This window comes from Microbacterium sp. BR1, assembly GCF_002812725.1.
Taxonomy (GTDB): Bacteria; Actinomycetota; Actinomycetes; order Actinomycetales; family Microbacteriaceae; genus Microbacterium.
In genome coordinates this window covers 1-23,374 of record NZ_NMUN01000005.1, presented here as the reverse complement: position 1 = coordinate 23,374, position 23,374 = coordinate 1, and the positions used below count along the sequence as shown (strand labels likewise).

Annotated in this window: 23 protein-coding genes; 19 read left to right on the top strand and 4 right to left on the bottom strand. The window is 68.3% G+C overall.

The annotated features are described in order from the left end of the window. Positions 1–63: 63 nt before the first annotated feature. From CGU35_RS09875 to typA, 9 genes are all read left to right on the top strand, one after another. Complete coding sequence (locus CGU35_RS09875; protein WP_100811423.1) at positions 64–993, top strand: ABC transporter permease; 930 nt, start codon at positions 64–66, stop codon at positions 991–993. After that, positions 983–1,930: an ABC transporter permease gene (locus CGU35_RS09870; protein ID WP_100811422.1), complete on the top strand. Its 948-nt coding sequence runs from the start codon at positions 983–985 to the stop codon at positions 1,928–1,930. Before CGU35_RS09875 ends, CGU35_RS09870 begins: the two co-directional genes overlap by 11 nt. Then, positions 1,927–3,582 (top strand): dipeptide ABC transporter ATP-binding protein, encoded by a 1,656-nt coding sequence (locus tag CGU35_RS09865; protein ID WP_100811421.1) that lies wholly within the window; start codon positions 1,927–1,929, stop codon positions 3,580–3,582. The genes CGU35_RS09870 and CGU35_RS09865 overlap by 4 nt, the downstream gene beginning before the upstream one ends. 5 nt (positions 3,583–3,587) lie before the next feature. Further along, positions 3,588–4,217 (top strand): PH domain-containing protein, encoded by a 630-nt coding sequence (locus tag CGU35_RS09860; protein WP_232711250.1) that lies wholly within the window; start codon positions 3,588–3,590, stop codon positions 4,215–4,217. A gap of 259 nt (positions 4,218–4,476) precedes the next feature. Further along, positions 4,477–5,460 carry an ABC transporter permease gene (locus tag CGU35_RS09855; protein WP_100811419.1) on the top strand — a complete coding sequence of 328 codons (984 nt, stop codon included), beginning with the start codon at positions 4,477–4,479 and terminating at the stop codon, positions 5,458–5,460. A gap of 1 nt (position 5,461) precedes the next feature. Continuing rightward, on the top strand, positions 5,462–6,385 hold the full coding sequence (locus CGU35_RS09850; protein WP_100811418.1) for an ABC transporter permease: 924 nt from the start codon (positions 5,462–5,464) through the stop codon (positions 6,383–6,385). Next, on the top strand, positions 6,378–8,522 hold the full coding sequence (locus CGU35_RS09845) for a dipeptide ABC transporter ATP-binding protein (protein WP_232711249.1): 2,145 nt from the start codon (positions 6,378–6,380) through the stop codon (positions 8,520–8,522). The genes CGU35_RS09850 and CGU35_RS09845 overlap by 8 nt, the downstream gene beginning before the upstream one ends. A 65-nt stretch (positions 8,523–8,587) precedes the next feature. Then, positions 8,588–10,267 carry an ABC transporter family substrate-binding protein gene (locus CGU35_RS09840; protein WP_100811417.1) on the top strand — a complete coding sequence of 560 codons (1,680 nt, stop codon included), beginning with the start codon at positions 8,588–8,590 and terminating at the stop codon, positions 10,265–10,267. Between the two features lie 225 nt (positions 10,268–10,492). After that, a complete protein-coding gene (gene typA, locus CGU35_RS09835; protein ID WP_100811416.1) occupies positions 10,493–12,397 on the top strand; it encodes a translational GTPase TypA in 1,905 nt (634 codons plus the stop codon). Positions 12,398–12,499: 102 nt separating this feature from the next. Here the strand turns inward: typA and CGU35_RS09830 are convergent, their stop codons facing one another. Further along, the gene (locus tag CGU35_RS09830; protein WP_100811415.1) at positions 12,500–13,060 is read right to left on the bottom strand and encodes a helix-turn-helix domain-containing protein; all 561 of its coding nucleotides are present in this window, start codon (positions 13,058–13,060) and stop codon (positions 12,500–12,502) included. Between the two features lie 65 nt (positions 13,061–13,125). On the opposite strand from CGU35_RS09830, the gene CGU35_RS09825 reads away from it, so the two are divergent. The 6 genes from CGU35_RS09825 (at position 13,126) to CGU35_RS09800 (ending at position 17,665) form a co-directional block, all read left to right on the top strand. Then, the gene (locus CGU35_RS09825; RefSeq protein ID WP_100811649.1) at positions 13,126–13,902 is read left to right on the top strand and encodes an AzlC family ABC transporter permease; all 777 of its coding nucleotides are present in this window, start codon (positions 13,126–13,128) and stop codon (positions 13,900–13,902) included. Further along, the gene (locus tag CGU35_RS09820; RefSeq protein ID WP_100811414.1) at positions 13,899–14,213 is read left to right on the top strand and encodes an AzlD domain-containing protein; all 315 of its coding nucleotides are present in this window, start codon (positions 13,899–13,901) and stop codon (positions 14,211–14,213) included. The genes CGU35_RS09825 and CGU35_RS09820 overlap by 4 nt, the downstream gene beginning before the upstream one ends. Before the next feature lie 30 nt (positions 14,214–14,243). Next, positions 14,244–14,657, top strand: a complete 414-nt coding sequence (locus CGU35_RS09815) for a histidinol dehydrogenase (protein ID WP_181003333.1) — start codon at positions 14,244–14,246, stop codon at positions 14,655–14,657. A 29-nt stretch (positions 14,658–14,686) separates the two neighbouring features. Next, entirely contained in the window at positions 14,687–15,007 is a 321-nt protein-coding gene (gene fdxA / locus CGU35_RS09810; protein WP_036298533.1) for a ferredoxin, read from the top strand. Positions 15,008–15,009: 2 nt separating this feature from the next. Beyond that, positions 15,010–16,122: a succinyldiaminopimelate transaminase gene (gene dapC / locus CGU35_RS09805; RefSeq protein ID WP_100811413.1), complete on the top strand. Its 1,113-nt coding sequence runs from the start codon at positions 15,010–15,012 to the stop codon at positions 16,120–16,122. Between the two features lie 283 nt (positions 16,123–16,405). Then, positions 16,406–17,665 carry a citrate synthase gene (locus CGU35_RS09800; protein ID WP_232711270.1) on the top strand — a complete coding sequence of 420 codons (1,260 nt, stop codon included), beginning with the start codon at positions 16,406–16,408 and terminating at the stop codon, positions 17,663–17,665. Here the strand turns inward: CGU35_RS09800 and ppk2 are convergent, their stop codons facing one another. Both ppk2 and dapD read right to left on the bottom strand, forming a co-directional pair. After that, positions 17,666–18,460: a polyphosphate kinase 2 gene (ppk2, locus tag CGU35_RS09795; RefSeq protein ID WP_100811411.1), complete on the bottom strand. Its 795-nt coding sequence runs from the start codon at positions 18,458–18,460 to the stop codon at positions 17,666–17,668. Positions 18,461–18,544: 84 nt separating this feature from the next. Beyond that, positions 18,545–19,498, bottom strand: coding sequence for a 2,3,4,5-tetrahydropyridine-2,6-dicarboxylate N-succinyltransferase (dapD, locus tag CGU35_RS09790; protein ID WP_100811410.1), 954 nt, complete (start codon positions 19,496–19,498; stop codon positions 18,545–18,547). Positions 19,499–19,562: 64 nt separating this feature from the next. Between dapD and dapE the strand changes: the two genes are divergently transcribed. The 3 genes from dapE (at position 19,563) to CGU35_RS09775 (ending at position 22,151) form a co-directional block, all read left to right on the top strand. Next, positions 19,563–20,636 carry a succinyl-diaminopimelate desuccinylase gene (dapE, locus tag CGU35_RS09785; protein WP_100811409.1) on the top strand — a complete coding sequence of 358 codons (1,074 nt, stop codon included), beginning with the start codon at positions 19,563–19,565 and terminating at the stop codon, positions 20,634–20,636. Next, positions 20,621–21,904: a hypothetical protein gene (locus tag CGU35_RS09780; RefSeq protein WP_232711248.1), complete on the top strand. Its 1,284-nt coding sequence runs from the start codon at positions 20,621–20,623 to the stop codon at positions 21,902–21,904. Before dapE ends, CGU35_RS09780 begins: the two co-directional genes overlap by 16 nt. A 76-nt stretch (positions 21,905–21,980) precedes the next feature. Then, the gene (locus tag CGU35_RS09775) at positions 21,981–22,151 is read left to right on the top strand and encodes a DUF3117 domain-containing protein (RefSeq protein WP_081766366.1); all 171 of its coding nucleotides are present in this window, start codon (positions 21,981–21,983) and stop codon (positions 22,149–22,151) included. A gap of 193 nt (positions 22,152–22,344) precedes the next feature. Here the strand turns inward: CGU35_RS09775 and CGU35_RS09770 are convergent, their stop codons facing one another. Next, the gene (locus CGU35_RS09770; RefSeq protein WP_374935756.1) at positions 22,345–22,989 is read right to left on the bottom strand and encodes an O-methyltransferase; all 645 of its coding nucleotides are present in this window, start codon (positions 22,987–22,989) and stop codon (positions 22,345–22,347) included. A 62-nt stretch (positions 22,990–23,051) separates the two neighbouring features. Here CGU35_RS09770 and CGU35_RS09765 point away from each other — a divergent pair. Then, on the top strand, positions 23,052–23,374 hold a 323-nt coding region (locus CGU35_RS09765; RefSeq protein ID WP_100811646.1), incomplete at its 3' end, for a twin-arginine translocase TatA/TatE family subunit.

The following is a 23,374-nucleotide window of genomic DNA, read 5'->3' as shown; positions in this document are numbered from 1 at the left end:
CTCTTAGTGGGTTCGCGCGCGCCGATAGGGTGTGCGCTCGCCCCGTATCCGAAGGGAGTGAGGGTGCTCGCGTACATCCTCCGACGACTGCTGCAGGTGATCCCCGTGTTCTTCGGGGCGACCCTGCTGATCTACTTCATGGTTTTCGCCATGCCGGGGGACCCGATCCTCGCCCTCTTCGGCGACCGGACCCCGAACCCCGCTCTGCTCGAGCAGATACGGGCGCAGTACCACCTGGACGACCCGTTCCTGGTGCAGTACTTCTACTACATCACCGGTGTGCTGCGAGGCGACTTCGGGGTCAGCTTCTCCGGTCAGCCCGTCGGGGAGATCCTGTTGCGCACCTTCCCGGTGACGGCGCGTCTCGCGATCATGGCTCTGGTGATCGAGTTCACGTTGGCGATCATCATCGGCACGCTCTCGGCGCTGCGCAAGGGCAAGCTGTTCGACAACGCGTCACTCGTCGTCGCCCTGGTCTTCGTCGCCGTCCCGATCTTCGTGCTCGCCTTCCTCGCGCAGTACTTCCTCGCGATCCAGCTCGGGTGGTTCAGACCCACGGTGGGGGCGCGGAACGGATGGTTCGACCTGCTCCTCCCCGCCATCGTGTTGGGGGTGAGCCTGTACGCGACGAGCATGCGACTGATGCGCGCGTCGACGATCGACACGCTCAATCAGGACTGGGTCCGCACCGCGTACAGCAAGGGGCTCTCGCGTCGTCGCGTCGTCCCCGTGCACGTCATGCGCAACTCACTGCTGCCCGTCATCACCAACTCGGCCACCAACTTCGGTGTGCTGCTCGTCGGCGCGACCGTCACCGAGGGAATCTTCAACGTTCCCGGTGTGGGGAACACGCTGTACGAGGCGATCACGCGACAGGAGGGGCCCACCGTGGTCTCGTTCGTGACTGTTTTCGTGGTCGTATACGTGCTCGTCAATCTCGTCGTCGACCTGCTCTATGGTCTGCTCGATCCGAGGATCCGCTATGCCAAGTGATCGCATTCCCGCCCCGCACTTCGTTGCCCCCGTACGTGACGCGACGATCGCCGTCGACGAGGTTCGCGTCGCCGCGAAGCGCAGCAACCTCTGGCTCGACGCCTGGCGCGACATGCGTCGTCGCCCGACCTTCTGGGTTTCGAGCATCGTCGTCGTGATCATCGTGATCATGGCGTTCGCGCCGACCCTGTTCACGCAGGTGCCGCCGAACTCGCAGTGCTTCCTCGAGAACAGCAACGGCGGACCGGCCCCGGGTCACCCGCTCGGCTTCACCTTCCAGGGGTGCGACGTCTGGTCGCGCATCGTGTGGGGCGCGCGCACCTCGATCTCGGTCGGCCTGATCGCAACCGTCATCGGCACGACCGTGGGCCTGGTCTTCGGCGCACTTGCCGGCTTCTACGGCGGATGGCTCGACTCGCTGCTCTCGCGCATCGGTGACATCTTCTTCGCCATCCCGTACATCCTCGCGGCGATCGTCGTGATGAGCGTGTTCTCGCAGAACCGCACGGTCTTCACGCTCGCCTTCGCAATCGGTGGGTTCGCCTGGGCGTCGACGGCGCGCATCATCCGCGCCGAGATCCTGCGTGTGCGGCAGGCGGACTTCGTGATGGCGTCCCGCGCGCTCGGCCAGTCGCGCTTCCGGACACTCGTCTCGCACGTCGTTCCGAACGCGTTGCCGCCCGTGCTGGTCGTCTCGACCATCTCGCTCGCAGCCGCCATCGTCGCCGAGGCGACGCTCGCGTTCCTGGGCGTCGGGCTCGGGAGCGAGACGATGTCGTGGGGCAATGACATCAGCCAGGCGCAGCAGTCCCTGCGTGTCGCGCCGATGGCGCTGATCTACCCCTCGATCGCGCTCACGGTCACCGTGCTCGCATTCATCGTGCTCGGCGAGCTTCTCCGAGATGCCATCGATCCGAAGGCGAGGGCCCGCCGATGAGCGAGCGAATCGACGTCCCGCTTCTGAGCATCCGCGATCTGACGGTCGCCTTCGGTACCAACGAGGTGCTCCACGGCGTCAGCCTCGACATCTTTCCGGGCGAGACCGTCGCGATCGTGGGGGAGTCCGGCTCGGGCAAGTCCACCACGGCCTCTGCCGTGGTGAACCTGCTTCCCGGCAACGGGCTCGTGACGGGCGGAAGCATCCAGTTGGATGGGCGCGAGCTCACCGACCTGAACGCCGGACAGATGGAGCGCATCCGCGGGCGCGAGATCGGCTATGTCCCGCAGGACCCGATGTCGAATCTCAACCCCGTGTGGAGCATCGGCTTCCAGGTGAAAGAGGCGATCCGCGCGAACGGGATCGCCTCGAGCCGCAAGGACGTCGACGCGCGGGCCATCGAGGTTCTGCAACAGGCAGGACTTCCGGATGCCGCGAAGCGCCTGCACCAGTTTCCGCACCAGTTCTCGGGCGGTATGCGCCAGCGCGCCCTGATCGGCATCGGCCTGGCGGCCGACCCCAAGCTGCTGATCGCCGACGAGCCGACATCGGCTCTCGACGTGACGGTGCAGCGCGTGATCCTCGATCACATGGCCACGCTCACCCGCGACAAGGGCACCTCGGTGCTCCTGATCACGCACGACCTCGGACTCGCCGCCGAGCGCGCGGAGAAGATCATCGTGATGAACCGGGGCGAGATCGTCGAGATGGGTCCGAGCCGCGAGATCCTCGAGAACCCGCTGCATCCGTACACGCAGCGCCTCGTCGCCGCGGCGCCGAGCCTCGCGTCGAAACGTATTCAGACGCGTGTGCAGGATCGAGGCATCGAGACCAGCGCGGACGTCGCGGCGATCCCGCCCGCGATCGAGGTGCGGGATCTCGTCAAGGAGTACAAGATCCGACTCGGCGGGTTCCGCAGCGAAGCGTTCCGGGCCGTCGACGGCGTCTCGTTCCAGATTCCGCGCGGTAAGACGCTCGCTCTGGTGGGGGAGTCGGGTTCCGGCAAGTCCACGGTGGCGAAGATGGTGCTCAAACTCGAGGATCCGACGTCGGGTGACGTCCTCGTCGACGGCCAGGACGTCGCCAAGCTGGGCGGCCGCGAGTCTTTCCGGCTGCGCCGTCAGATGCAGCCGGTCTTCCAGGACCCGTACGGATCGCTCGATCCGCTGCGCAACATCGGCAACACGATCTCGGAGCCGCTGAACATCCACAAGGTCGGCGACCGCGCGTCGCGCCGGGCCCGCGTGGCGGAGCTGCTGGACCAGGTCTCGCTGCCGCAGTCGCTCGAGTCGCGCTACCCGAACGAGCTTTCGGGCGGGCAGCGTCAGCGCGTCGCCATCGCGCGTGCGCTCGCGCTCAAGCCGGACGTCGTGGTGCTCGACGAGGCCGTCTCGGCGCTCGACGTGCTGGTGCAGGATCAGATCCTGCAGCTGCTCGCCGAGCTGCAGAGCGAGCTCGGCCTGACGTACCTGTTCATCACGCACGACCTCGCCGTCGTCCGTGTCGCCGCCGACATGGTGGCCGTCATGGAGCGGGGCAAGATCGTCGAGCAGGGCACGGTGGACGAGATCTTCGCGAACCCGGCCGAGGAGTACACGCGTCGGCTGCTGGCGGCGATCCCGGGGGCGTCGATCCCGCTCGGTGGTGTGTGAGGCGCGTGCCTTCGCCGTCGACGCCGGATAGCGATGTCCGTGTCTTTCGGGCGCCGTCGGCGACGATCGGCCTGATCGTCGCCGCGCTCGTCGCGCTCGCGTTGCTCGTCGACGCGGGCGTGCGCGCCGGGGTGGGCGAGATGTTGCTGCTCGCGCCCTGGGTTCTGCTGGTGCTCTGGTTCGTCTACGTGCTGGTCTACGCACCGCACATCCGCACCGACGCATCCGGTGTCCGCGTGCACAACCTGCTGCGCATCGTGGAGTTCCCGTGGAGCGCGGTGCGAGACATCGAGCTGCGCTGGCAGGTGCGCTTCCGCCTGAGTTCGGGACAGGATGTCTCGAGCTTCGGCGGTCCGGTCGCGGGGCGCCCCGGCCGGCCCCCCTTGCGCTTCGGCGGGGGAGAGAGACGCGAACCGCCGGCATTGCGCGACATGGAGTTGCTGAGGGAGCAGTGGATCTCGGCGACCGAAAGCCGAGCGGATCACGGAATCGGGTCCCAGGTGGACGCGTCCTCTGGCGGAGCGCACACCGCACCCGTGATCCGTCGCCGTTGGGACGTTGCGGCGCTCGTCGCGCTCGCTGTCATCGCCATCTGGGCCGTGAGCGCTGTGACAATCGTTAACGTCGTTCAATGAATGTAATGCGTAGGTTCTAACGGTCATCTCGCGCATTTCTCGCAGGGGGCGAGATTGTTACGTTCGTGAAAAGACCGGCGAATGTGTGTGACTGTCTCGATGTGCCGGGTTAGGGTCTATGAATCGCCGGCACCCACGGCGGGCTGAAAGCCAGCCTTCGTGACACTGAGTTCCAACCCGGAACTGCTTCCGAGAGATCCACGATGACGTACGCAACCTCCCCCGCTGCATACCGCGACACACCCGCCAGGCCCGCCCGGTGACGCTCTATGTGGTCCGCAGGTTCATCCACTACGCGATCCTCAGCCTGATCGCGACGTGCCTCGCGTACATCCTGGCCAGCGTGCTGCTGAAGCCGGCCGACCGGTTCTATGGAATGAACCCCCGTCCGCCGCAGGCCTCGATCGATGCGAGCCTCGACGCGATGGGTGTGAATCCCGACGTGCCCGTGCTCGTGCGATTGTGGAATTGGCTCGTCAACCTGTTCACGCAGTTCTCGCTCGGCGAGACGGTCGGCGGGGCGCAGGTCACGGCCGAGATCGCGGCGCGTTCGGGCGCGAGCCTGCGTCTGCTGCTGATCGGGTCGATCCTCGGCGCGATCGTGGGCGTGCTCCTCGGCGTCTGGGGGGCCGTGCGGCAGTACCGCGCGAGCGACCAGATCGTCACGTACTCCTCGTACATCGTCTTCGCGACGCCGACCTTCGTGATCGGCGTTCTGCTCATGATCGCCGCGACGTCGTTCAACAACGCGCTGGGAACCCAGGTCATCCGCTTCACGGGCGAGTACACCGCCGGGATTTCTGGCGGCTGGTGGGACATCGCGCTCGACCGGGCCATCCATCTGCTGCTGCCGACGATCGCGCTCGTCCTGATCAGCGCCTCGTCGTATTCGCGCTATCAGCGCAGCGTGATGCTCGACGTTCTGGGCGCCGACTACATCCGCACGGCCCGCGCCAAGGGCCTGCCCCGTTCGAAGGCGCTCGTGCGTCACGGGGTGCGCATCGCGCTCATCCCTATGTCTACGTTCTTCGCCTACAGCTTCGGCACGCTCATCGCCGGCTCGGCGATGCTCGAGATCGTCTTCTCGTGGCGGGGGATGGGGCAGTTCCAGCTGAACGCGGTGACCCAGAACGACATCAACGCGGTCGCCGGCTCGACGCTGTTCGTCGCGGTTCTCGTGCTGCTGTCGTCGACGCTGTCCGAAGTGCTCTACGCGGCGCTCGACCCGAGGGTGAGGGCCTGACATGACCATGCAGCAAGAGGCGCTCGAGGCGCCGCTCGAGCCCCGCGACCCGGTCACCCGGGAGCGCAAGCCCCTCTCGCGCAACCGCCTGGTGTGGGCGCGGCTGCGCGGCATGCCGCGATTCTGGGTCGGGGCATCCGTCTTCGCCCTGATCGTGCTGTGGGCGATCATCGGGCCGCTGGCGTACCCGTGGGGTGTCACCGACCGCGACGCGCTGAACATGGGCATGGGGCCGACCCTCCGCCACTGGTTCGGCACGAACGCGATCGGTCAGGACATCTACGCCCAGACCATGTCGGGGCTGCAGAAGTCGCTCATCATCGGGCTGCTGGCCGGTGTCGGCGCCACCCTTATCGCGGCGATCGTGGGGTCGCTCGCGGGGTATCTCGGGGGGCGCGCGGACAGCGTGATCGGATGGTTCATCCACCTGCTGCTCGTGATCCCCTCGTTCTTCATCCTCGTGCTGCTGAGCCCGCTGACCCGCGGGCTGTCGTGGCTGGCGCTGACCTTCTTCCTGGCGATCTTCAGCTGGATGATCATGGCGCAGGTCGTCCGCAACCAGACCCGGTCGCTCCGGAACCGCGACTTCGTGCGCGCGGCCCGGTACATGGGCATGCCGACGCGCAAGATCCTCGGCCGGCACGTCCTGCCGAACGTCGCCTCGCTGCTCATCATCGACGCCACGCTCGGCATCGTGGCCTCGATCATGGCCGAGACGTCGCTCAGCTACTTCGGGTTCGGCGTGCAGAAGCCGGATGTCTCGCTCGGCACGCTCCTCGCCGACGGGACCGCCGCGGCGCTCACCCGGCCCTGGCTCTTCGTCTTCCCCGCGGCGGTGCTCATCGTCCTTCTCTTCGCCATCAGCCTGATCGGCGACGCCCTGCGCGACGCCATCGACCCGACCTCGGGGGTGAACCGTGGCTGAGTTCCACGTCGGTCGCACTGCCGCCGTGCGCACGCCCCTCGTCGGTGCGCCGCTGCTCTCCGTCCGCGACCTGAGCGTGACGTTCCCGCAGCGCGGGGGCGAACCGGTACGCGCCGTCCGCGGCATCTCATACGACGTGCACGCGGGGGAGTTCCTCGGCATCGTGGGGGAGTCCGGTTCCGGAAAGTCCGTTTCGTCGCTCGCGGTCATGGGACTGCTGCCCTCGTCAGCCGAGATCACGGGCGCCATCGAGTTCGAGGGGAGCCCGCTCCTCGGCATGGGCGACAACGAGTTGTCGCGCATCCGCGGCGCCGAGCTCGCCATGGTGTTCCAGGACCCGCTCTCGGCGCTGACCCCGGTGTATTCGGTCGGCGACCAGATATCCGAGGGGCTTCGCCTGCACGACTCCTCCCTCTCGGTACAGGCCGCGCACGCGCGCGCGGTCGAACTGCTGAAGATCGTCGGGATTCCGGACGCCGAGCGCCGCGCTCGCGCCTTCCCGCACGAGTTCTCGGGCGGGATGCGTCAGCGTGCCATGATCGCCATGGCCATCGCGAACGACCCGAAAGTCATCATCGCCGACGAGCCGACGACGGCGCTCGACGTGACGATCCAGGCACAGATCCTCGAGGTGCTCGAGACCGCCCGCGAGATCACGGGCTCCGCCGTGGTCCTCATCACGCACGACCTCGGCGTCGTCGCGGGGCACGCGGATCGTGTCGGAGTGATGTACGCGGGCAAGCTCGTCGAGCTCGGTACGACCGACGAGGTCTTCCACGAGCCGCACATGCCGTACACGATCGGCCTGCTGCGCTCCGTGCCGAACATGCTCACCGCGGGCACGCAGCGCCTGGTGCCGCTCGAGGGGCGACCGCCGTCGCTGAACGCCCTGCCACGAGGCTGCCCGTTCGCGCCGCGCTGCCCCGTGTCGATCGCCGCGTGCCACGACATCGAGCCCGAGCTCGTCGACCACGATCCGGGTTCGGTTCCGCCGCACGTCTCGGCGTGCATCCGCGCCGGTGAGATCGCGCGCGGTGAGCTGCCGCGGGCCGATGTGTTCCCGCGTCCCGAGCCGCTGCCACAGGAGGAGCGTGCGGAGACGACGGACGCTCCCGTCGTCCGCGTCACCGATCTCGTGCGGCACTTCCCGCTCATGAAGGGGTCGATCTTCCCGCGCCGCATCGGCACCGTGCGTGCCGTCGACGGTGTCTCGTTCACGCTCCAGGCAGGGCGCACGCTCGGGCTCGTCGGTGAATCCGGATGCGGCAAGACCACCACGATCCTCGAGATCATGGAGATGGTTGCGCCGCAGGGCGGAAAGATCGAGATCACGGGCAAGGACGTGGGCGAGCTCGGCAAGGGCGCGCGTCACGCGTTGCGTGAAGACATCCAGATCGTCTTCCAGGACCCGATGGGCGCGATCGACCCGCGCCTGCCGATCGGCGAGGTCATCACCGAGCCCCTGTGGGTTGCGGGCAAGCCCAAGGCCGAGCGCGACCGGCGCGTCGTCGAGCTGCTGGAGCTCGTCGGGCTGGACCCCGCCATGGCCGACCGGTACCCGCACGAATTCTCGGGCGGACAGCGCCAGCGCATCGGCATCGCCCGCGCGCTCTCGACGAACCCCTCGATCATCGTGCTCGACGAGCCCGTCTCGGCACTGGATGTCTCGATCCAGGCCGGCATCATCAACCTGCTCGAAGACCTCAAGGACCGCCTGGCCCTGTCGTTCCTGTTCGTCGCGCACGACCTCGCGGTCGTCCGGCAGATCGCCGACGATGTCGCCGTCATGTACCTCGGTCGCATCGTCGAACACGGCCCGATCGCCGAGGTGTTCAACGAGCCGAGGCATCCGTACACGAAGGCCCTCATCTCGGCCGCACCGATTCCCGACCCGCGCATCGAACGCGCCCGCACACGCATCCTGCTGCAGGGGGACCTCCCGAGCCCGACGCAGGAGATCTCGGGGTGCCGCTTCCGCACCCGCTGCCCGCTGTACGCGTTGCTCGATGACGCATCGCAGCAGATGTGCCGCGGAAGCGACCCCGAACTGACCCGGCACGGACGCGCGAGCGTCGCCTGCCATCACGCGGATCGCTCCGCGCTGATGGATCGGGCGGCGCTCGGCCGCGCCGGGTGAACGCCCGAGGTGGCAGCACCCTGCCGCCCCGGTCTTCCCCAGAAAACACGAGAGGAAACGATCACATGAGAACTCGAAGTGCGAAGGCGCTCGGCGCTCTCGCGATGCTCGGCGCGACCGCGCTCATCATCGCGGGCTGTTCAGCGGGCAACACAGGGGGTCCCAGCGACGCCGCGACCGATGCGGCTGAGTTGCCCTCGACGGACTGGGTCCGTGCGGACGCCGCGGGCGTCCAAGACGGCGGAGACCTGACCCTCGCGGTCTCGGCCCTGCCGGTGAACTTCAACATCTACCAGATCGACGGCAACGAGTCGGACACGAACGACATCGTGGAGACCACGCTCGGTGGTCCGTTCAAGATCGACGAGTCGGGCGCACCCGTGCTCAACGAGGACTACGCCACGTCCGCGGAGCTCACGAGCGAAGACCCGCAGATCGTGGAGATCAAGCTCAACCCCGACGCGGTATGGGAAGACGGCACGCCCATCACGGTCGCCGACTACGCGGCCACGTGGCTCGCCAACAACGGCTCGAACGAGGAGTTCGTCGCCGTCTCGACCGCGGGGTGGGACCAGATCGAGTCGATCGAGCAGGGCGACGACGAGTACCACGTCGTCGTGACCTTCTCGTCGATCTACGCCGACTGGCAGGGTCTGTTCACGAGCGTTCTCAAGGAGAGCATCGCGAGCGACCCCGCGGCCTTCAACGAGGGCTTCCTCACGCAGGGAATGCCCTCGAGCGGTCCCTTCATGTTCACCGACATCGACGTGACCGGCCAGATCATCACGCTGGAGCGGAACCCGCTGTGGTGGGGCGAGACCCCCAAGCTCGACCGCATCCTGTTCCAGGCAGTGAGCCAGGACCAGCAGGGCGCGTCGTTCTCGAACGGTGAGATCGACGCGCTGTACATCTCGTCGAACGCCGACCTGTACGAGACGGCTCAATCGGTCGACGGTGCAGACATCCAGGCCACCAACGGTCTGACCTGGACGCACGTGACGATGAACGCCAAGGAGGGCCCGCTCGCGGACGTCAACGTGCGCAAGGCGGTCGCCTCGATCGTGAACCGTGAGCAGATCGCGGCCGCGGCCAACACGCCGGTCGGAGTTCCTGCCGTCACACAGGGTGACTACATCTTCATGCCGGGTCAGGACGGCTACGTCGACGACGCCCTGCCCTACGACCTCGACGCGGGCGCTGCCTTCCTCGAGGAGGCCGGCTACAGCAAGGACGGCGACTCGTGGGTCAAGGACGGCGACCCGCTCGCGCTGAGCGTCACCGTTCCGGCCGACACCGCGACGAACATCCAGCGCGCCGAGCAGGTCCAGGCCGACCTCGGCGAGTTCGGCATCCCGGTGGAGATCGTCTCGGTTCCGGTCGCCGGCTACTTCAGCGACTACGTGATCCCCGGCGACTTCGAGATGGTCACCTTCTCGTGGGTCGGCACGGCATTCCCGGTCTCGACGACCGAGCCGCTGTTCTACCCGCTCGACTCGGAGCAGAACTTCACCGGCACGACGGAGGAGTCGCTCGGCGAGATGTGGGACCGCGCGAACGCGGAGCTCGACCCCGATGCGCGCATCGAGATCGCGAACGAGATCAACGCGGCCATCTGGGAGTACGTCCCGATGTTCCCGATCGCGCCGCTCCCGAACGTCTGGGCCGTCAAGGACGGTCTCGTCAATTACGGGGCCACGCAGTTCGAGACGATCGACTGGTCGCTCGTCGGCTGGGCCGCGGAGTAATCTGCGGTTGTCGTTCGAGCGGGGCGGGATCCTTCGGGGTCCCGCCCCGCTTTCGTTCCCCGCGCACGCGCTTTCTGATGTGCGCGGGCTTCGAAAGCGCGCACTCGCCGGGCTCACAGCGCGCTGCGATAGGCTGGCGAGGACTGGACCCTTCGACAACGGCTGCTGAGCCTGTCGAGACACCGGGCCGTCTCTCACACTTCCCATCACTGCAAGGACCTTTTCATGGCGCGTGCCTTCCGTTCCGATCTCCGCAATGTCGCGATCGTCGCGCACGTCGACCACGGCAAGACGACCCTCGTCGACGCCATGCTGCGCCAGACCGGCTCGTTCGGCTCGCACGAGCACACCGAAGAGCGCGCGATGGACTCGAACGACCTCGAGCGCGAAAAGGGCATCACGATCCTCGCCAAGAACACGGCGGTGACCTACAAGGGCGTGCATGCGACAGACGGCCCCGTGACGATCAACGTCATCGACACTCCCGGCCACGCCGACTTCGGCGGCGAGGTCGAGCGCGGCCTGTCGATGGTCGACGGCGTCGTGCTGCTCGTGGATGCCTCGGAGGGCCCGCTGCCCCAGACGCGCTTCGTCCTTCGCAAGGCCCTCGAGGCCAAGCTGCCCGTCATCCTGCTGGTCAATAAGACGGACCGCCCCGACGCCCGCATCGCCGAGGTCGAGGAAGAGAGCCACGACCTGCTGCTCGGTCTCGCGTCCGACCTGGTCGACGATGTGCCCGACCTCGATGTCGACGCCCTGCTCGACGTCCCCGTGGTCTATGCCAGCGGTCGTGCCGGTGCGGCATCGCTGAACCGTCCCGCGAACGGCGCACTGCCCGACAACGACGACCTCGAGCCGCTCTTCGGCGCGATCCTCGAGCACGTCCCCGCGCCGTCGTACGACGACGACGCGCCGCTGCAGGCCTGGGTCACGAACCTCGACTCGAGCCCCTTCCTCGGCCGCCTCGCCCTGCTCCGTGTCTTCAACGGCACGCTCAAGAAGGGTCAGACGGTCGCCTGGGTGCGCTCTGACGGCACCACGAGCAACGCCCGCATCACCGAACTCTTCAAGACCCGTGCGCTCGAGCGCTACCCCGCGGATGACGCGGGCCCGGGTGACATCGTCGCTATCGCCGGCTTCCCCGACATCACTATCGGTGAGACCATCGCCGACCCCGAAGACGTGCGGCCGCTGCCGGCGATCACGGTCGACGACCCCGCGATCTCGATGACGATCGGCACGAACACGTCGCCCCTCGTCGGCAAGGTCAAGGGACACAAGCTGACCGCGCGCATGGTCAAGGACCGCCTTGACCGCGAACTGATCGGCAACGTGTCGCTCAAGGTCGTCGACATCGGACGCCCGGATGCCTGGGAGGTGCAGGGTCGCGGAGAGTTGGCCCTCGCCATCCTGGTCGAGAACATGCGTCGCGAAGGCTTCGAGCTGACCGTCGGCAAGCCGCAGGTGGTCACGAAGCAGGTCGACGGCAAGACGCACGAGCCGTTCGAGCACCTGACGATCGACGCGCCGGAGGAGTACCTCGGCGCGATCACGCAGCTGCTCGCCACCCGCAAGGGCCGTATGGACAACATGACCAACCACGGCACCGGCTGGGTGCGCATGGAGTTCATCGTCCCCTCGCGCGGCCTGATCGGCTTCCGCACCGAGTTCCTCACCACGACCCGCGGCACCGGCATCGCGAACGCGATCTCGCACGGCTACGAGCCCTGGGCGGGCACGATCGTCACGCGCCAGAACGGCTCGATCGTCTCCGACCGTTCGGGTGTCGTCACCCCCTTCGCGATCATCGCGCTGCAGGAGCGCATGTCGTTCTTCGTCCAGCCCACGCAGGAGGTCTACGAGGGCATGGTCATCGGCGAGAACTCGCGCGCGGACGACATGGACGTGAACATCACGAAGGAGAAGAAGCTCACGAACATGCGTGCCGCGAGCTCCGACACCTTCGAGTCCATGACGCCGCCGCGCCAGCTGTCGCTCGAGGAGAGCCTCGAGTTCGCCCGCGAGGACGAGTGCGTCGAGGTCACGCCCGAGATCGTCCGCATCCGCAAGGTCAACCTCGACGCCAATGAGCGCGCCCGCGCGACGGCCCGCCTCAAGCGCCAGGCCTGATTCGGTTCTAGCTGCACCAACGGTCGCGACACGCCGCGTGGTTTCGACGCACAACGGCGAGTCGCGACCGTTCGAGCGTGTAGGTGAGCGGATGTCGGGGGCTCAGCGGAGCTCCGACACCAGCACCGCGCTCGTGCCCGGCAGCAGCGCCTCGAACACGTGCGGGGCGTCCCCGGCATAGGCGAGGTAGTCGCCGGGCTCCAGCACGTGCGGGGCATCGGCCGGGCCGACCCGCGCCCGTCCGCTGACGAGGACGAGGTGTTCGGTCGTGCTCCGCTGGTGCGGGTCCGACACGCGCGCCTCGCCGGGTTCGGCGCGGATCAGGTAGATGTCGCGGCGCGCGTTCGGGGGACTGGCCGACAGGAGCGACGCCACATACGGCGCGGCGGACGACGGGATGCCCGCGCTCGATCCGGATCGCGAGCTCGCGCGCACGAGCGTCGGCGCCTGGGCCTCTTGATCCACGAACACGGCAAAGGGCACGCCGAGCGCCACGGCGAGGGCCCACAGCGTCTCGACGCTCGGATTGCCCGATCCGCCCTCGAGCTGCGAGACCGTCGCCTTCGACACGTCGGCGCGCCGGGCGAGCTCGGAGACGGAGATTCCGATGGCCTCGCGTTCACGACGCAGAGTCCGGGCGATGCGGGCACCGAGCGTTTCCATGCGTTCATTATGGCAAACGATCGTTCGACTTGACAGACATCCGCCGACTGTTCAGACTCGCTTTCATGAGTGCGGGCCGGCGAGCGAAGCGGACCGCCGAGCCGGATCGCCAACCCGATCCCGAGGCCCGGCGTGCCCGGCGCCAGGCGCTCGGCGTCGCGCTCGCGACGAGCGTCTACGGCGTCTCGTTCGGCGCGCTGTCGGTGGCATCCGGGCTCGACGTCTGGCAGACGTGCGTGCTGAGCCTCGTGATGTTCACGGGCGGCTCGCAGTTCGCCTTCGTCGGCGTGATCGGAGCCGGGGGACTGGTGGCGGCGCCCGCGGCGATCGCCTCGGCCGCGCTGCTCGGGGTCCGCAACGTCGCGTACGGGATGCGGATGTCTCCGGTCATCGGCCGGGGAGTGCTCCGGCGCGCGGGGGCCGCGCACTTCACGATCGATGAGTCGACCGCCGTCTCGCTCGCCCAGACCACGCCGCATGCCCGCACGCTCGGGTTCTGGCTGACGGGCCTCGGCATCTACCTCGGGTGGAACGTCACGACGCTGGTGGGGGCGCTGCTCGGTGACGTGCTCGGTGATCCGAAAGCGTATGGCCTCGATGCGGCCGCCGCGGCGGCGTTCCTGGCGCTGCTGTGGCCCCGGCTGCGCGGACGGCAGGCGATCGCGGTCGGTGTCGCCGCGGCGGTCGTCGCGACCGTGCTGACCCCCGGTCTGATGCCGGGCATGCCCGTGCTGCTCGCGGCCGTCGTCGCGATCGTCGTGGGGTGGTTCAACTGGCTCGGGCGCGACGACATGCCGCCCACCGAGTCATCCGATGTCCGCGAACGCGAGGGCCTGCCATGACCCTCTGGACCGCGGTGCTGCTCGCATCCGTCATCTGTCTCGCCCTCAAAGCCGTCGGCTATCTGCTGCCGACCGCGTGGGTGCAGGCCCCGCGCCCGGCGCGGATCGCCGACCTGCTCACCGTCGCGCTGCTCGCGGCGCTCGTCGCCGTGCAGACGCTCGGGGCGGGTCAGGCCCTCGCGGTCGATGCTCGTGTGCCCGCCGTGTTGGTCGCCGCGGGACTGCTCGCCCTGCGCGCTCCCTTTCTCGTGGTGGTCGCGGCCGCAGCGGCGACGGCGGCCCTGCTGCGTCTCGCGGGCTGGGCCGTCTGAGCCCGCGCCGCGCGGGGTATCGTCGAGCCCATGCCGAAGTTCGTCTCACGCATCCCGACCTTCCTGATCGCCGCACTCGCGGGCGCCGTCTTCGGCGTCGTCGGTACGGTCGCTCACGCGGCGACCATCTGGGGCATTCCGGTGGGGCTCGTGCTCGGGATCATCGGCTCCGGGGCGCTCATGCTCGCGATCCGTCTGCTCGCCGATCGGTGGGCGTCGGTCGCCGCGGGGGTTGGAATCACGCTGGCCGTGATCGTGTTCTCGGGCGAGGGGCCCGGAGGCTCCGTCATCGCGCCCGCGGGCATGGCCGCCGTCGTCTGGACCGTGGCCTGCCCGCTCGTGGCGGTGCTGATCGTGGCCTGGCCCGAGCTGCCGGCATCCACCCGGTCGACGGCGGGATCCCGGGTCGGAGCCGCGACGGGAGTCGACGCCGGCCGGATCTGAGCCCGTCCGCGCCGACATAGACTGGACGGGTGACCTACGTGATCGCCCTCCCGTGCGTCGATGTGAAGGATCGTGCCTGCATCGACGAATGCCCCGTCGACTGCATCTACGAGGGCGAACGGTCGCTGTACATCCACCCGGACGAGTGCGTCGACTGCGGCGCCTGTGAGCCCGTGTGCCCGGTCGAGGCCATCTACTACGAAGACGACCTGCCCGCCGAGTGGAGCGACTACTACAAGGCGAACGTCGAGTTCTTCGACGACATCGGGTCCCCGGGCGGCGCGGCCAAGGTCGGCGTGATCCACAAGGACCACCCCGTCATCGAGGCGCTTCCCCCGCAGGAGCACTGATCGTGGGGGTCCTGGGACTCCCCGACTACCCGTGGGACCAGGTCGAGCCCTACGCGGCTCGGGCACGCATGCATCCGGATGGCATCGCCGATCTGTCGATCGGATCGCCCGTCGATCCGACTCCCGACATCATCCGTCACGCGCTGTCCGAAGCAACCGACGCGCACGCGTACCCGCAGACCGTGGGCACTCCGGCGCTTCGTGAGGCGATCGTGGACTGGTTCGCGCGTCGTCGAGACGTCGTCGGTCTCGAGGCACGGAACGTGCTGCCGACCATCGGCTCGAAGGAGCTCGTCGCGCTGCTGCCCACCCTGCTGGGGCTCCGCGAGGGCGACGTGGTCGTGCATCCTCGCGCCGCCTACCCGACCTACGAGATCGGAGCGCGCGTCGCGGGCGCCATCCCGTTCGCCTCGGACGCGCCCGAGGAGTGGCCTGCTGCGACGCGCCTGGTCTGGCTCAACTCGCCGGGGAATCCCGACGGGGGAGTCCTCGATGTCGATCAGCTCGCTCGCGCCGTCGCCCGCGCCCGCGAGCTCGGTGCCGTGATCGCGGGTGACGAGTGCTACGCCGAACTGGGCTGGGACGGGCCGTGGGCGAGCGAACCGATCCCGAGCATCCTCGATCCGCGTGTGACGGGCGGAGACACCACGGGCGTCCTCGCCGTCTATTCGCTCAGCAAGCAGTCGAACCTCGCCGGGTATCGCGCGGCGTTCCTGGCAGGCGACGCCGACCTGATCACCCGGCTCGCGAACGTGCGCAAGCACCTCGGTCTGATGCTGCCCGGTCCGGTGCAGGCGGCGATGATCGTGGCCCTCGGCGACGATGCGCACGTCGCCGCGCAGAAGGAGTTGTACCGCGCGCGCCGCGCCGCGTTGAAGCCCGCGCTCGAGGCCGCCGGATTCACCGTGGACCGCAGCGAAGCAGGTCTGTACCTGTGGGCGACCGAGGGTCGCGATGGCTGGGACAGCATGGCCCGGCTCGCCGAGCTGGGCATCCTCGCGGGGCCGGGCGTGTTCTACGGCGATCACTTTCCGCAACACGTCCGGCTCTCGCTCACCGCGACCGACGAGCGCATCGCGAGCGCTGCAGCACGCCTGCGCGCATCCGTTTCGTAGATATCCACCATCGAATTCGCGGACGCTTTGGCCGGTTCGATAGTAGGCGCGATGGCCCACTAGGCTGTAACGACGCGGATGTCTGGGGCCGATCAGTCCTTGGCGCCGCCGCTCCGGTCGGCGCACCAACGGCTCCGCACCGAGCGAACGCCGCCCCGGGCGGCAGAACCCCCCCAGACGACGACAATCGCAAGGAGGCGCCGTGAGCAACGATGTCAATGAAGACGCCACGCAGAATGACTCGGGCAACGGTCCGGCTGACCCGCAGCCGACGAAGGCGTTCTTGACAATCGCTGATCGAACGGCGGAATTCCCCATCGTGCCGGGGAGCGACGGCACCCCGAGCATCGACATCTCGAGCTTCACGCGCCAGACCGGGCACACCACGCTCGACTACGGATTCGTCAACACCGCGGCGACCAAGTCGGCGATCACCTTCATCGACGGCGACAAGGGAATCCTGCGCTACCGCGGGTACCCGATCGAGCAGATCGCGCAGCACTCCAGCTATCTCGAGGTCGCCTGGCTGCTCATCTACGGCGAGCTGCCGAGCGCCGACGAGCTCGCGGCGTTCGATGATCGCATCCGTCACCACACGCTGTTGCACGAGGACCTCAAGCGATTCTTCTCGGCCCTGCCGCACACGGCACACCCGATGTCCGTGCTGTCGTCGGCCGTGTCGGCTCTCTCGACCTACTACGAGGGCGAGTCCGACCCGAACAACCCCGAGCACATCGAGCTCAACACCATCCGGATGCTCGCCAAGCTCCCCGTGATCGCGGCATACGCGCACAAGAAGAGCGTCGGGCAGGCGTTCCTGTACCCGGACAACTCCCTGAGCTTCGTCGACAACTTCCTCAAGCTCAACTTCGGCGTGCTGAGCGAGATCTACGAGCCGAACCCGGTCATGTCGCGCGCGCTCGAGCGCCTGCTGATTCTGCACGAGGACCACGAGCAGAACGCATCGACCTCGACGGTCCGGCTCGTCGGCTCGACCGGGGCCAACCAGTTCTCGTCGATCTCGGCCGGCATCAACGCGCTCTACGGCCCCCTGCACGGCGGCGCCAACGAGGCCGTGCTCGACATGCTCGCGCGCATCCGCGACTCGGGCGAGAGCGTCGCGCGGTTCGTCGAGCGGGTCAAGAACAAGGAAGACGGGGTCAAGCTCATGGGCTTCGGTCACCGCGTCTACAAGAACTACGACCCGCGCGCCAAGCTCGTCAAGGAGTCGGCCGACGAAGTGCTCGAGGCACTCGGTGTCAGCGACCCGCTGCTCGACCTCGCGAAGGAGCTCGAAGAGCTCGCGCTGAGCGACGACTACTTCAAGGAGCGCCGCCTGTATCCGAACGTCGACTTCTACACCGGCGTCATCTACAAGGCGATGGGCTTCCCGACGCGCATGTTCACGGTGCTCTTCGCCATCGGTCGGCTGCCCGGCTGGCTGGCGCACTGGCGCGAGATGCAGCTCGACCCGCAGACCAAGATCGGGCGCCCGCAGCAGCTCTACACGGGTGCGCGCGAGCGCAACTATCCCGGCGTGTGATCAGCCCAAGCGGGCGATGATCTCCGCGGCGTAGTCCGGCACGGCGTTGTCGTCGTCCCGCGGCGGGCGCTCGTAGCCCCCGGAGGCCGGGCGCTCCGGGATCACGATGTGCTCGCGAGAGACGGGTTCGGACGGAATCCGCGACAACAGGTGCGCGATCATGTTCACGCGCCCGCGCCGCTTGTCTTCGTTGTCGACCTCGAACCACGGTGACTCGGGGATGTCGGTGTGCACGAACATCGTGTCCTTGGCGCGGGAGTAGTCCTCCCATTTCGTGATCGATGAGACATCGTTCGGGCTGAGCTTCCAGCGGCGCATCGGATCGCCCGCGCGGTCGTGGAAGCGGCGCTCCTGCTCGACGTCGGACACCGAGAACCAGTACTTGAGCAGGATGATCCCGTCTTCCACCAGCATCCGCTCGAAGATCGGCGCCTGGTGCAGGAACCGGTGATACTCGGCGCTCGTGCAGTAGCCCATGACGTGTTCGACGCCCGCGCGGTTGTACCAGGACCGATCCATCAGGACGATCTCGCCCGCGGCGGGAAGGTGCGGCACGTAGCGCTGGAAGTACCAGCGCGTCTTGTCGCGCTCGCTCGGCGTCGGCAGCGCCACGATGCGCGTGACGCGCGGGTTGAGGTACTCGGAGACGCGCTTGATCGTCGAGCCCTTGCCCGCGGCATCCCGCCCCTCGAAGATGACGACGATGCGCGCACCGGAGGACTGCACCCACGCCTGCATGTCGACGAGACGTGCCTGCAGCACTTTCAGTTCGGCCTTGTACAGGTCCTTGGGCATGCGCTTACTCATGGCGCCACCTTACGCGGGCGTCACTCCGGACGCGCCCTTCGACAGGCTCAGTGAGCGTCAGCCGCCGTCGGGTCAGGCGTGCAGCGCCTCGTTGAGGGTCACGCCGACGCCCGCGCGACGCACGGCCTCGACCGCACCCGATACCGAGTTGCGACGGAACAGGATGCCGTCGCTGCCCGACAGCTCGGCGGCCTTCACGACCGGCGTCGTGCCGTCGGCCGCGGGAGCGGCGTCGACGAGCGCGACCTTCGTCCCGGCCGTGACGTAGAGTCCCGCCTCCACGACGCAGTCGTCGCCGAGCGAGATGCCGACGCCCGCGTTCGCGCCGAGCAGGGTACGCGCCCCGATCGAGATGCGGTGCGTTCCGCCGCCCGAGAGCGTGCCCATGATCGACGCGCCGCCGCCGATGTCGCTGCCGTCGCCGATCACGACGCCCTGCGACACGCGACCCTCGATCATCGACGAGCCGAGCGTGCCGGCGTTGAAGTTGACGAAGCCCTCGTGCATGACGGTCGTGCCGGGGGAGAGGTACGCGCCCAGCCGGACGCGCGAGGCATCCGCGATCCGGACGCCGACCGGCGTGACGTAGTCGGTGAGGCGCGGGAACTTGTCGAGCGAGCCCACCTGGATGCCGTCGCGCAGCAGAAGGGGCCGCAGGCGCGTCGCGTCGTCCGGATGCATCGGCCCGGCGTTCGTCCAGGCGACGACCGGCAGGTGACCGAAAATCCCGTCGAGGTTGACCTCGTTCGGCGCCGCGAGCAGGTGCGAGAGGACGTGCAGGCGCAAGTATGCGTCGGAGGTGGACGCGGGAGCCGCGTCGAGGTCGATCTCGACCGTGACGGCCTCGATCGTGACCCCGCGGCGGTCGTCCGGAGCCGCCAGGCGATCCAGGTCATCCGCGATCGCCGCGTCGCGCCCGAGCGGCACGCGTCCGAGTTGCGGCTCCGGGTACCAGGTGTCCAGCACCGTTCCGTCGCTCGAAATCGTGGCGAGTCCCTCGCCCCACACCCACCGCTCGCTGCTCATGAGTCCACGCTATCGAACCGCTCGCACCCCCGACGCGCACGGAGGGCGCCGGTACACTCGGGGGATGCCGCAGCTCGACCTCTCCGTGTCACCCGTCGAGCTCACCCGGGTGCTCTGTGACATCCCGAGTGTCTCGGGCGACGAGACCCCGCTCGCCGATGCGATCCAGGCCGCCGTTTCGGCCCTGTCGCACCTCGAGGTGATCCGCGACGGCGACACGATCGTCGCCCGCACAATGCTCGGCCGGGACCAGCGGGTCGTGATCGCCGGGCATATCGACACCGTGCCGATCAACGACAACCTGCCGACGCGCGACGTGGTCGTTGACGGCGAGGCATGCATCTGGGGCCGCGGAACGGTCGACATGAAGGCCGGGGTCGCGGTGCAGCTCGTGCTCGCCGCCGAGCTCGTCGCGCCGCGGGCCGACATCACGTGGATGTGGTACGACCACGAAGAGGTGGATTCGAATCTCAACGGCCTCAAGCGGCTGGCGGAGCATCGACCCGACCTGTTCGCGGCGGACTTCGCGATCCTCGGTGAGCCCTCGGGCGGTCAGGTCGAGGGGGGATGCAACGGCACCCTCCGCGCGCTCGTGCGCACCCACGGCATGCGCGCGCACTCGGCCCGTTCCTGGGTCGGCGAGAACGCGATCCACCAGGCCGCTCCGATTCTCGAGCGCCTCTCGCAGTACCGCGCGCAGACGATCACCGTCGAGGGCCTCGACTACCGCGAGGGGCTGAACGCCGTTGCGATCTCGGGCGGCATCGCGGGCAACGTGATCCCCGACCTCTGCGAGGTCGAGGTCAACTTCCGGTTCGCCCCGAGTCGGTCCGAGTCGGAGGCCGAACAGCACGTCCGCGACGTGTTCGCGGGGTTCGAGGTCGAGATCGTCGACCTCGCGCCCGGCGCGCGCCCGGGGCTCGACGCGCCGCTTGCGCGGGAGTTCGTCGCGGCCGTCGGCGCCGAGCCGCGTCCCAAGTACGGGTGGACGGATGTCGCGCGCTTCTCGGCCCTCGGAGTCCCCGCCGTGAACTACGGCCCCGGTGATCCGCAGCTCGCGCACCACGACGAGGAACGGGTGCCGATCGCCCAGATCGACGCGGTGGCGCGTGGACTGCGGGCGTGGTTGACGGCGTGAACACCGGGCCGGAGGCATCCGTGTCCGGCGCCGATCCGTTGTCGACGCGAGCGCCCCGGGGGCCGGGGTTCGGCTTCTGGATCGTGATGATCTACCTGGGCGCTCGGCTCGTGACGACGGGGCTGATGCTCCTCGCTTCGGCGATGTCGGGCCCGGACTCGCGATTCGGGGTGAACCCGGGCCTGGCGCCGTTCATCCTCGGGTGGGATGCCCAGTGGTACTGGCTGGTCGCGGTCAACGGTTACCCGGCCGAGCTACCGCTGACCGAGACCGGCGCCGTGGCCGAGAACGCCTGGGCCTTCATGCCGCTGTACGCGTTTCTGTCGCAGGCGGTCAGCCTGCCATTCGCCCTGCTGTCGCAGGCGGTGGGCATACCCTTTGCCGCTTGGGGAGTGGGCGGCTTCCTGGTGGCGATCGCGGCGGGCCTGGGGTGCTGCTTCGTGCTGTTCCAGATGGTGCGCGATCGCATCGGTGACACGGCTGCCCTCTGGTCGGTGGCTCTGTTCGCATCGGCCCCGCTCGCCGCACTGTTCCAGGTCGCGTATGCCGAATCGCTGTTCCTGCTGTGGCTGCTGTTGTCCCTCTGGTGTGTACGGAGGCGGCGATACGGATGGCTGTACCTGCTGATCCCCCTGATGGCATTCACCCGTCCGGGTGTGCTGGCGTTCGCGCTGTTTCTCGGCCTGTTCGGCCTCTGGCGATGGTTCCGTCGCGACCGCGAACCCCTCGGTCGGACCGAAGTCGTGCACATCCTCGCGCTCGGCGGGTTGGCCGTCGTGACGGGTTTCGCCTGGCAGGTCATCGTCGGGATCGTGACCGGGGATCCGGGCGGATACCTCGCCACCGAGCTCGCGTGGCGTCGCAACTGGGTCACGGACGGCGGTGTTTTCATGCCCTTCCACGGGTGGTTCGCCGGCGCCGAGTTCTGGTTGCGGTCGTGGGGTGCGCCGGCCGGCTTCGGGATCGCGGCCGCGGTCGTCCTGATGCTGGGGGCGGCCGCGATCCTGCTGTTCGAGCCCCACGTCCGGCGGCTCGGTGTGGAGGTGCGGCTGTGGTCTGCGAGCTATCTCGTATACCTGTTCGCGGTGTTCTTCCCGCAGTCCAGCATCTTTCGCCTGCTGTTCCCCCTCTCGCCACTCTGGGGCGCGGTCGCGACCCCGCGGTCCACGATCTGGCGGGTGGGGGCCCTGGCGGTGTGTCTCGCGGGTCAGTGGTGGTGGATCTGGAACATGTACGGACTGGCGAACATGTACTGGCAGGTGCCCTGATATACCGCTCGGCCGTATTACGTCGGTCGGCAGGATAAACTGGACCGAGCTAGATTTCGCGACGAAAGGGGCCGCTATGGCAGCCATGAAGCCGAGGACCGGCGACGGACCGATGGAGGCTGTGAAGGAGGGGCGCCTGATTATCGTGCGGGTGCCGCTCGAAGGTGGGGGGCGTCTCGTGGTCTCGGTCAACGACGCCGAAGCCAAGGAGCTTCACGATGTGCTCTCGGGAGTCGTCTCCGCCTAGAGTTCGTCGTCAGGCCGGTTCCGTTCGCGGGACCGGCCTTTCTGCGTCCCGGGCCTCTTCCTGAGTTCGCGCCGCGTGGACGCTGAAAACGCCGGTTGTTCGCGAGCGCGCCCGTTATCGCCGACGTGCACGCGGCGCACTCGGCGCGAACCGGCCGACTCGGTGCGCACCGGTCACGGCGGCGGGCGCGGCGCTACTCGGTGATCTTGGTGAGCTGCAGCAGCCCGTCGCCGACGATCGACAGGGCGGGCATGACGGCCTGAGAGCCCTGTGTCTCTTGGATCAGGGATCGGAACGCGGTCGTGACCGGATCGCGCTGCACGGGATCCGCGACGCGCCCGTTCTGCAGCGCGCGGGGGATGAGCACCGTGCCACCGACGCGCACCAGCCGAAGGCCGTGCGCGACGTATTCGAGAATGTGCTCCGGGTCGGCGTCGATCAGCACGATGTCGTATGCCGACTCGTTCATGCGCGGCAGGACTTCGGCGGCCCGACCGGTGATGAATCGCGCCCGTGCCGGCGGGATGCCCGCATCCGAGAACGCCTTGCGCGCAGCCGCGAGGTGCTCGGGTTCGGCGTCGATCGTGGTCAGGATGCCTCGGGCGCTGCCGTGCAGCAGCCACATGCCCGAGACGCCCGCGCCCGTGCCGATCTCGACCAGGTTCAGCGCATCGGAGGCAGCGACGAGGACGGCGCACTGGGCGCCGATGGCCGGATCGATGGGCACGATGCCCAGCTCGAGGGAGTGCGCGCGAGCCTTCGCGATCGGATCGGGCTCTGTCACCTGTTCCGTCGCGTACCGCCAGCTGGCCTGCTGTCCGCTCACGCGCTTGTCCATTTTCCCTAGATTACGGGGCTGGCGCGGACTCCGGCCGCAGGCGCGGCGAGTAACCTGTTCTCATGTTCTTCGGGTTGACGATCGAGAAGCTCCTGCTGATCGGTGTCATCGCCGCCCTGCTGGTGGGGCCCGAGAGACTGCCTCGCTACGCCGAGGGTTTGGCCAAGATGCTCGGGCGATTGCGCGAGTTCTTGCGCGGGGCGAAGACACGGGTGCGCGACGAGATGGGTGAGGACTTCGACGACGTCGATTGGCGTCGGCTCGATCCGCGCCAGTACGACCCCCGGCGTATCATCCGCGAGGCCCTGCTCGATGAGCCGCCGCTCAAGCCCGTCAGCCCGGGAGCCCCCCGCCCGGCTACCGCGGCGCTCGGTGGTGCGGGCGG

Excerpts from the sequence above, each read along its gene's own strand:
- CGU35_RS09870 (WP_100811422.1), top strand. The coding sequence starts at position 983 with ATGCCAAGTGATCGCATTCCCGCCCCGCACTTCGTTGCCCCCGTACGT.
- CGU35_RS09865 (WP_100811421.1), top strand. The coding sequence starts at position 1,927 with ATGAGCGAGCGAATCGACGTCCCGCTTCTGAGCATCCGCGATCTGACG.
- CGU35_RS09850 (WP_100811418.1), top strand. The coding sequence starts at position 5,462 with ATGACCATGCAGCAAGAGGCGCTCGAGGCGCCGCTCGAGCCCCGCGAC.
- CGU35_RS09840 (WP_100811417.1), top strand. The coding sequence starts at position 8,588 with ATGAGAACTCGAAGTGCGAAGGCGCTCGGCGCTCTCGCGATGCTCGGC.
- typA (WP_100811416.1), top strand. The coding sequence starts at position 10,493 with ATGGCGCGTGCCTTCCGTTCCGATCTCCGCAATGTCGCGATCGTCGCG.
- CGU35_RS09830 (WP_100811415.1), bottom strand. The coding sequence starts at position 13,060 with ATGGAAACGCTCGGTGCCCGCATCGCCCGGACTCTGCGTCGTGAACGC.
- CGU35_RS09825 (WP_100811649.1), top strand. The coding sequence starts at position 13,126 with ATGAGTGCGGGCCGGCGAGCGAAGCGGACCGCCGAGCCGGATCGCCAA.
- CGU35_RS09820 (WP_100811414.1), top strand. The coding sequence starts at position 13,899 with ATGACCCTCTGGACCGCGGTGCTGCTCGCATCCGTCATCTGTCTCGCC.
- CGU35_RS09815 (WP_181003333.1), top strand. The coding sequence starts at position 14,244 with ATGCCGAAGTTCGTCTCACGCATCCCGACCTTCCTGATCGCCGCACTC.
- ppk2 (WP_100811411.1), bottom strand. The coding sequence starts at position 18,460 with ATGCCCAAGGACCTGTACAAGGCCGAACTGAAAGTGCTGCAGGCACGT.
- dapD (WP_100811410.1), bottom strand. The coding sequence starts at position 19,498 with ATGAGCAGCGAGCGGTGGGTGTGGGGCGAGGGACTCGCCACGATTTCG.
- dapE (WP_100811409.1), top strand. The coding sequence starts at position 19,563 with ATGCCGCAGCTCGACCTCTCCGTGTCACCCGTCGAGCTCACCCGGGTG.
- CGU35_RS09775 (WP_081766366.1), top strand. The coding sequence starts at position 21,981 with ATGGCAGCCATGAAGCCGAGGACCGGCGACGGACCGATGGAGGCTGTG.
- CGU35_RS09770 (WP_374935756.1), bottom strand. The coding sequence starts at position 22,989 with ATGGACAAGCGCGTGAGCGGACAGCAGGCCAGCTGGCGGTACGCGACG.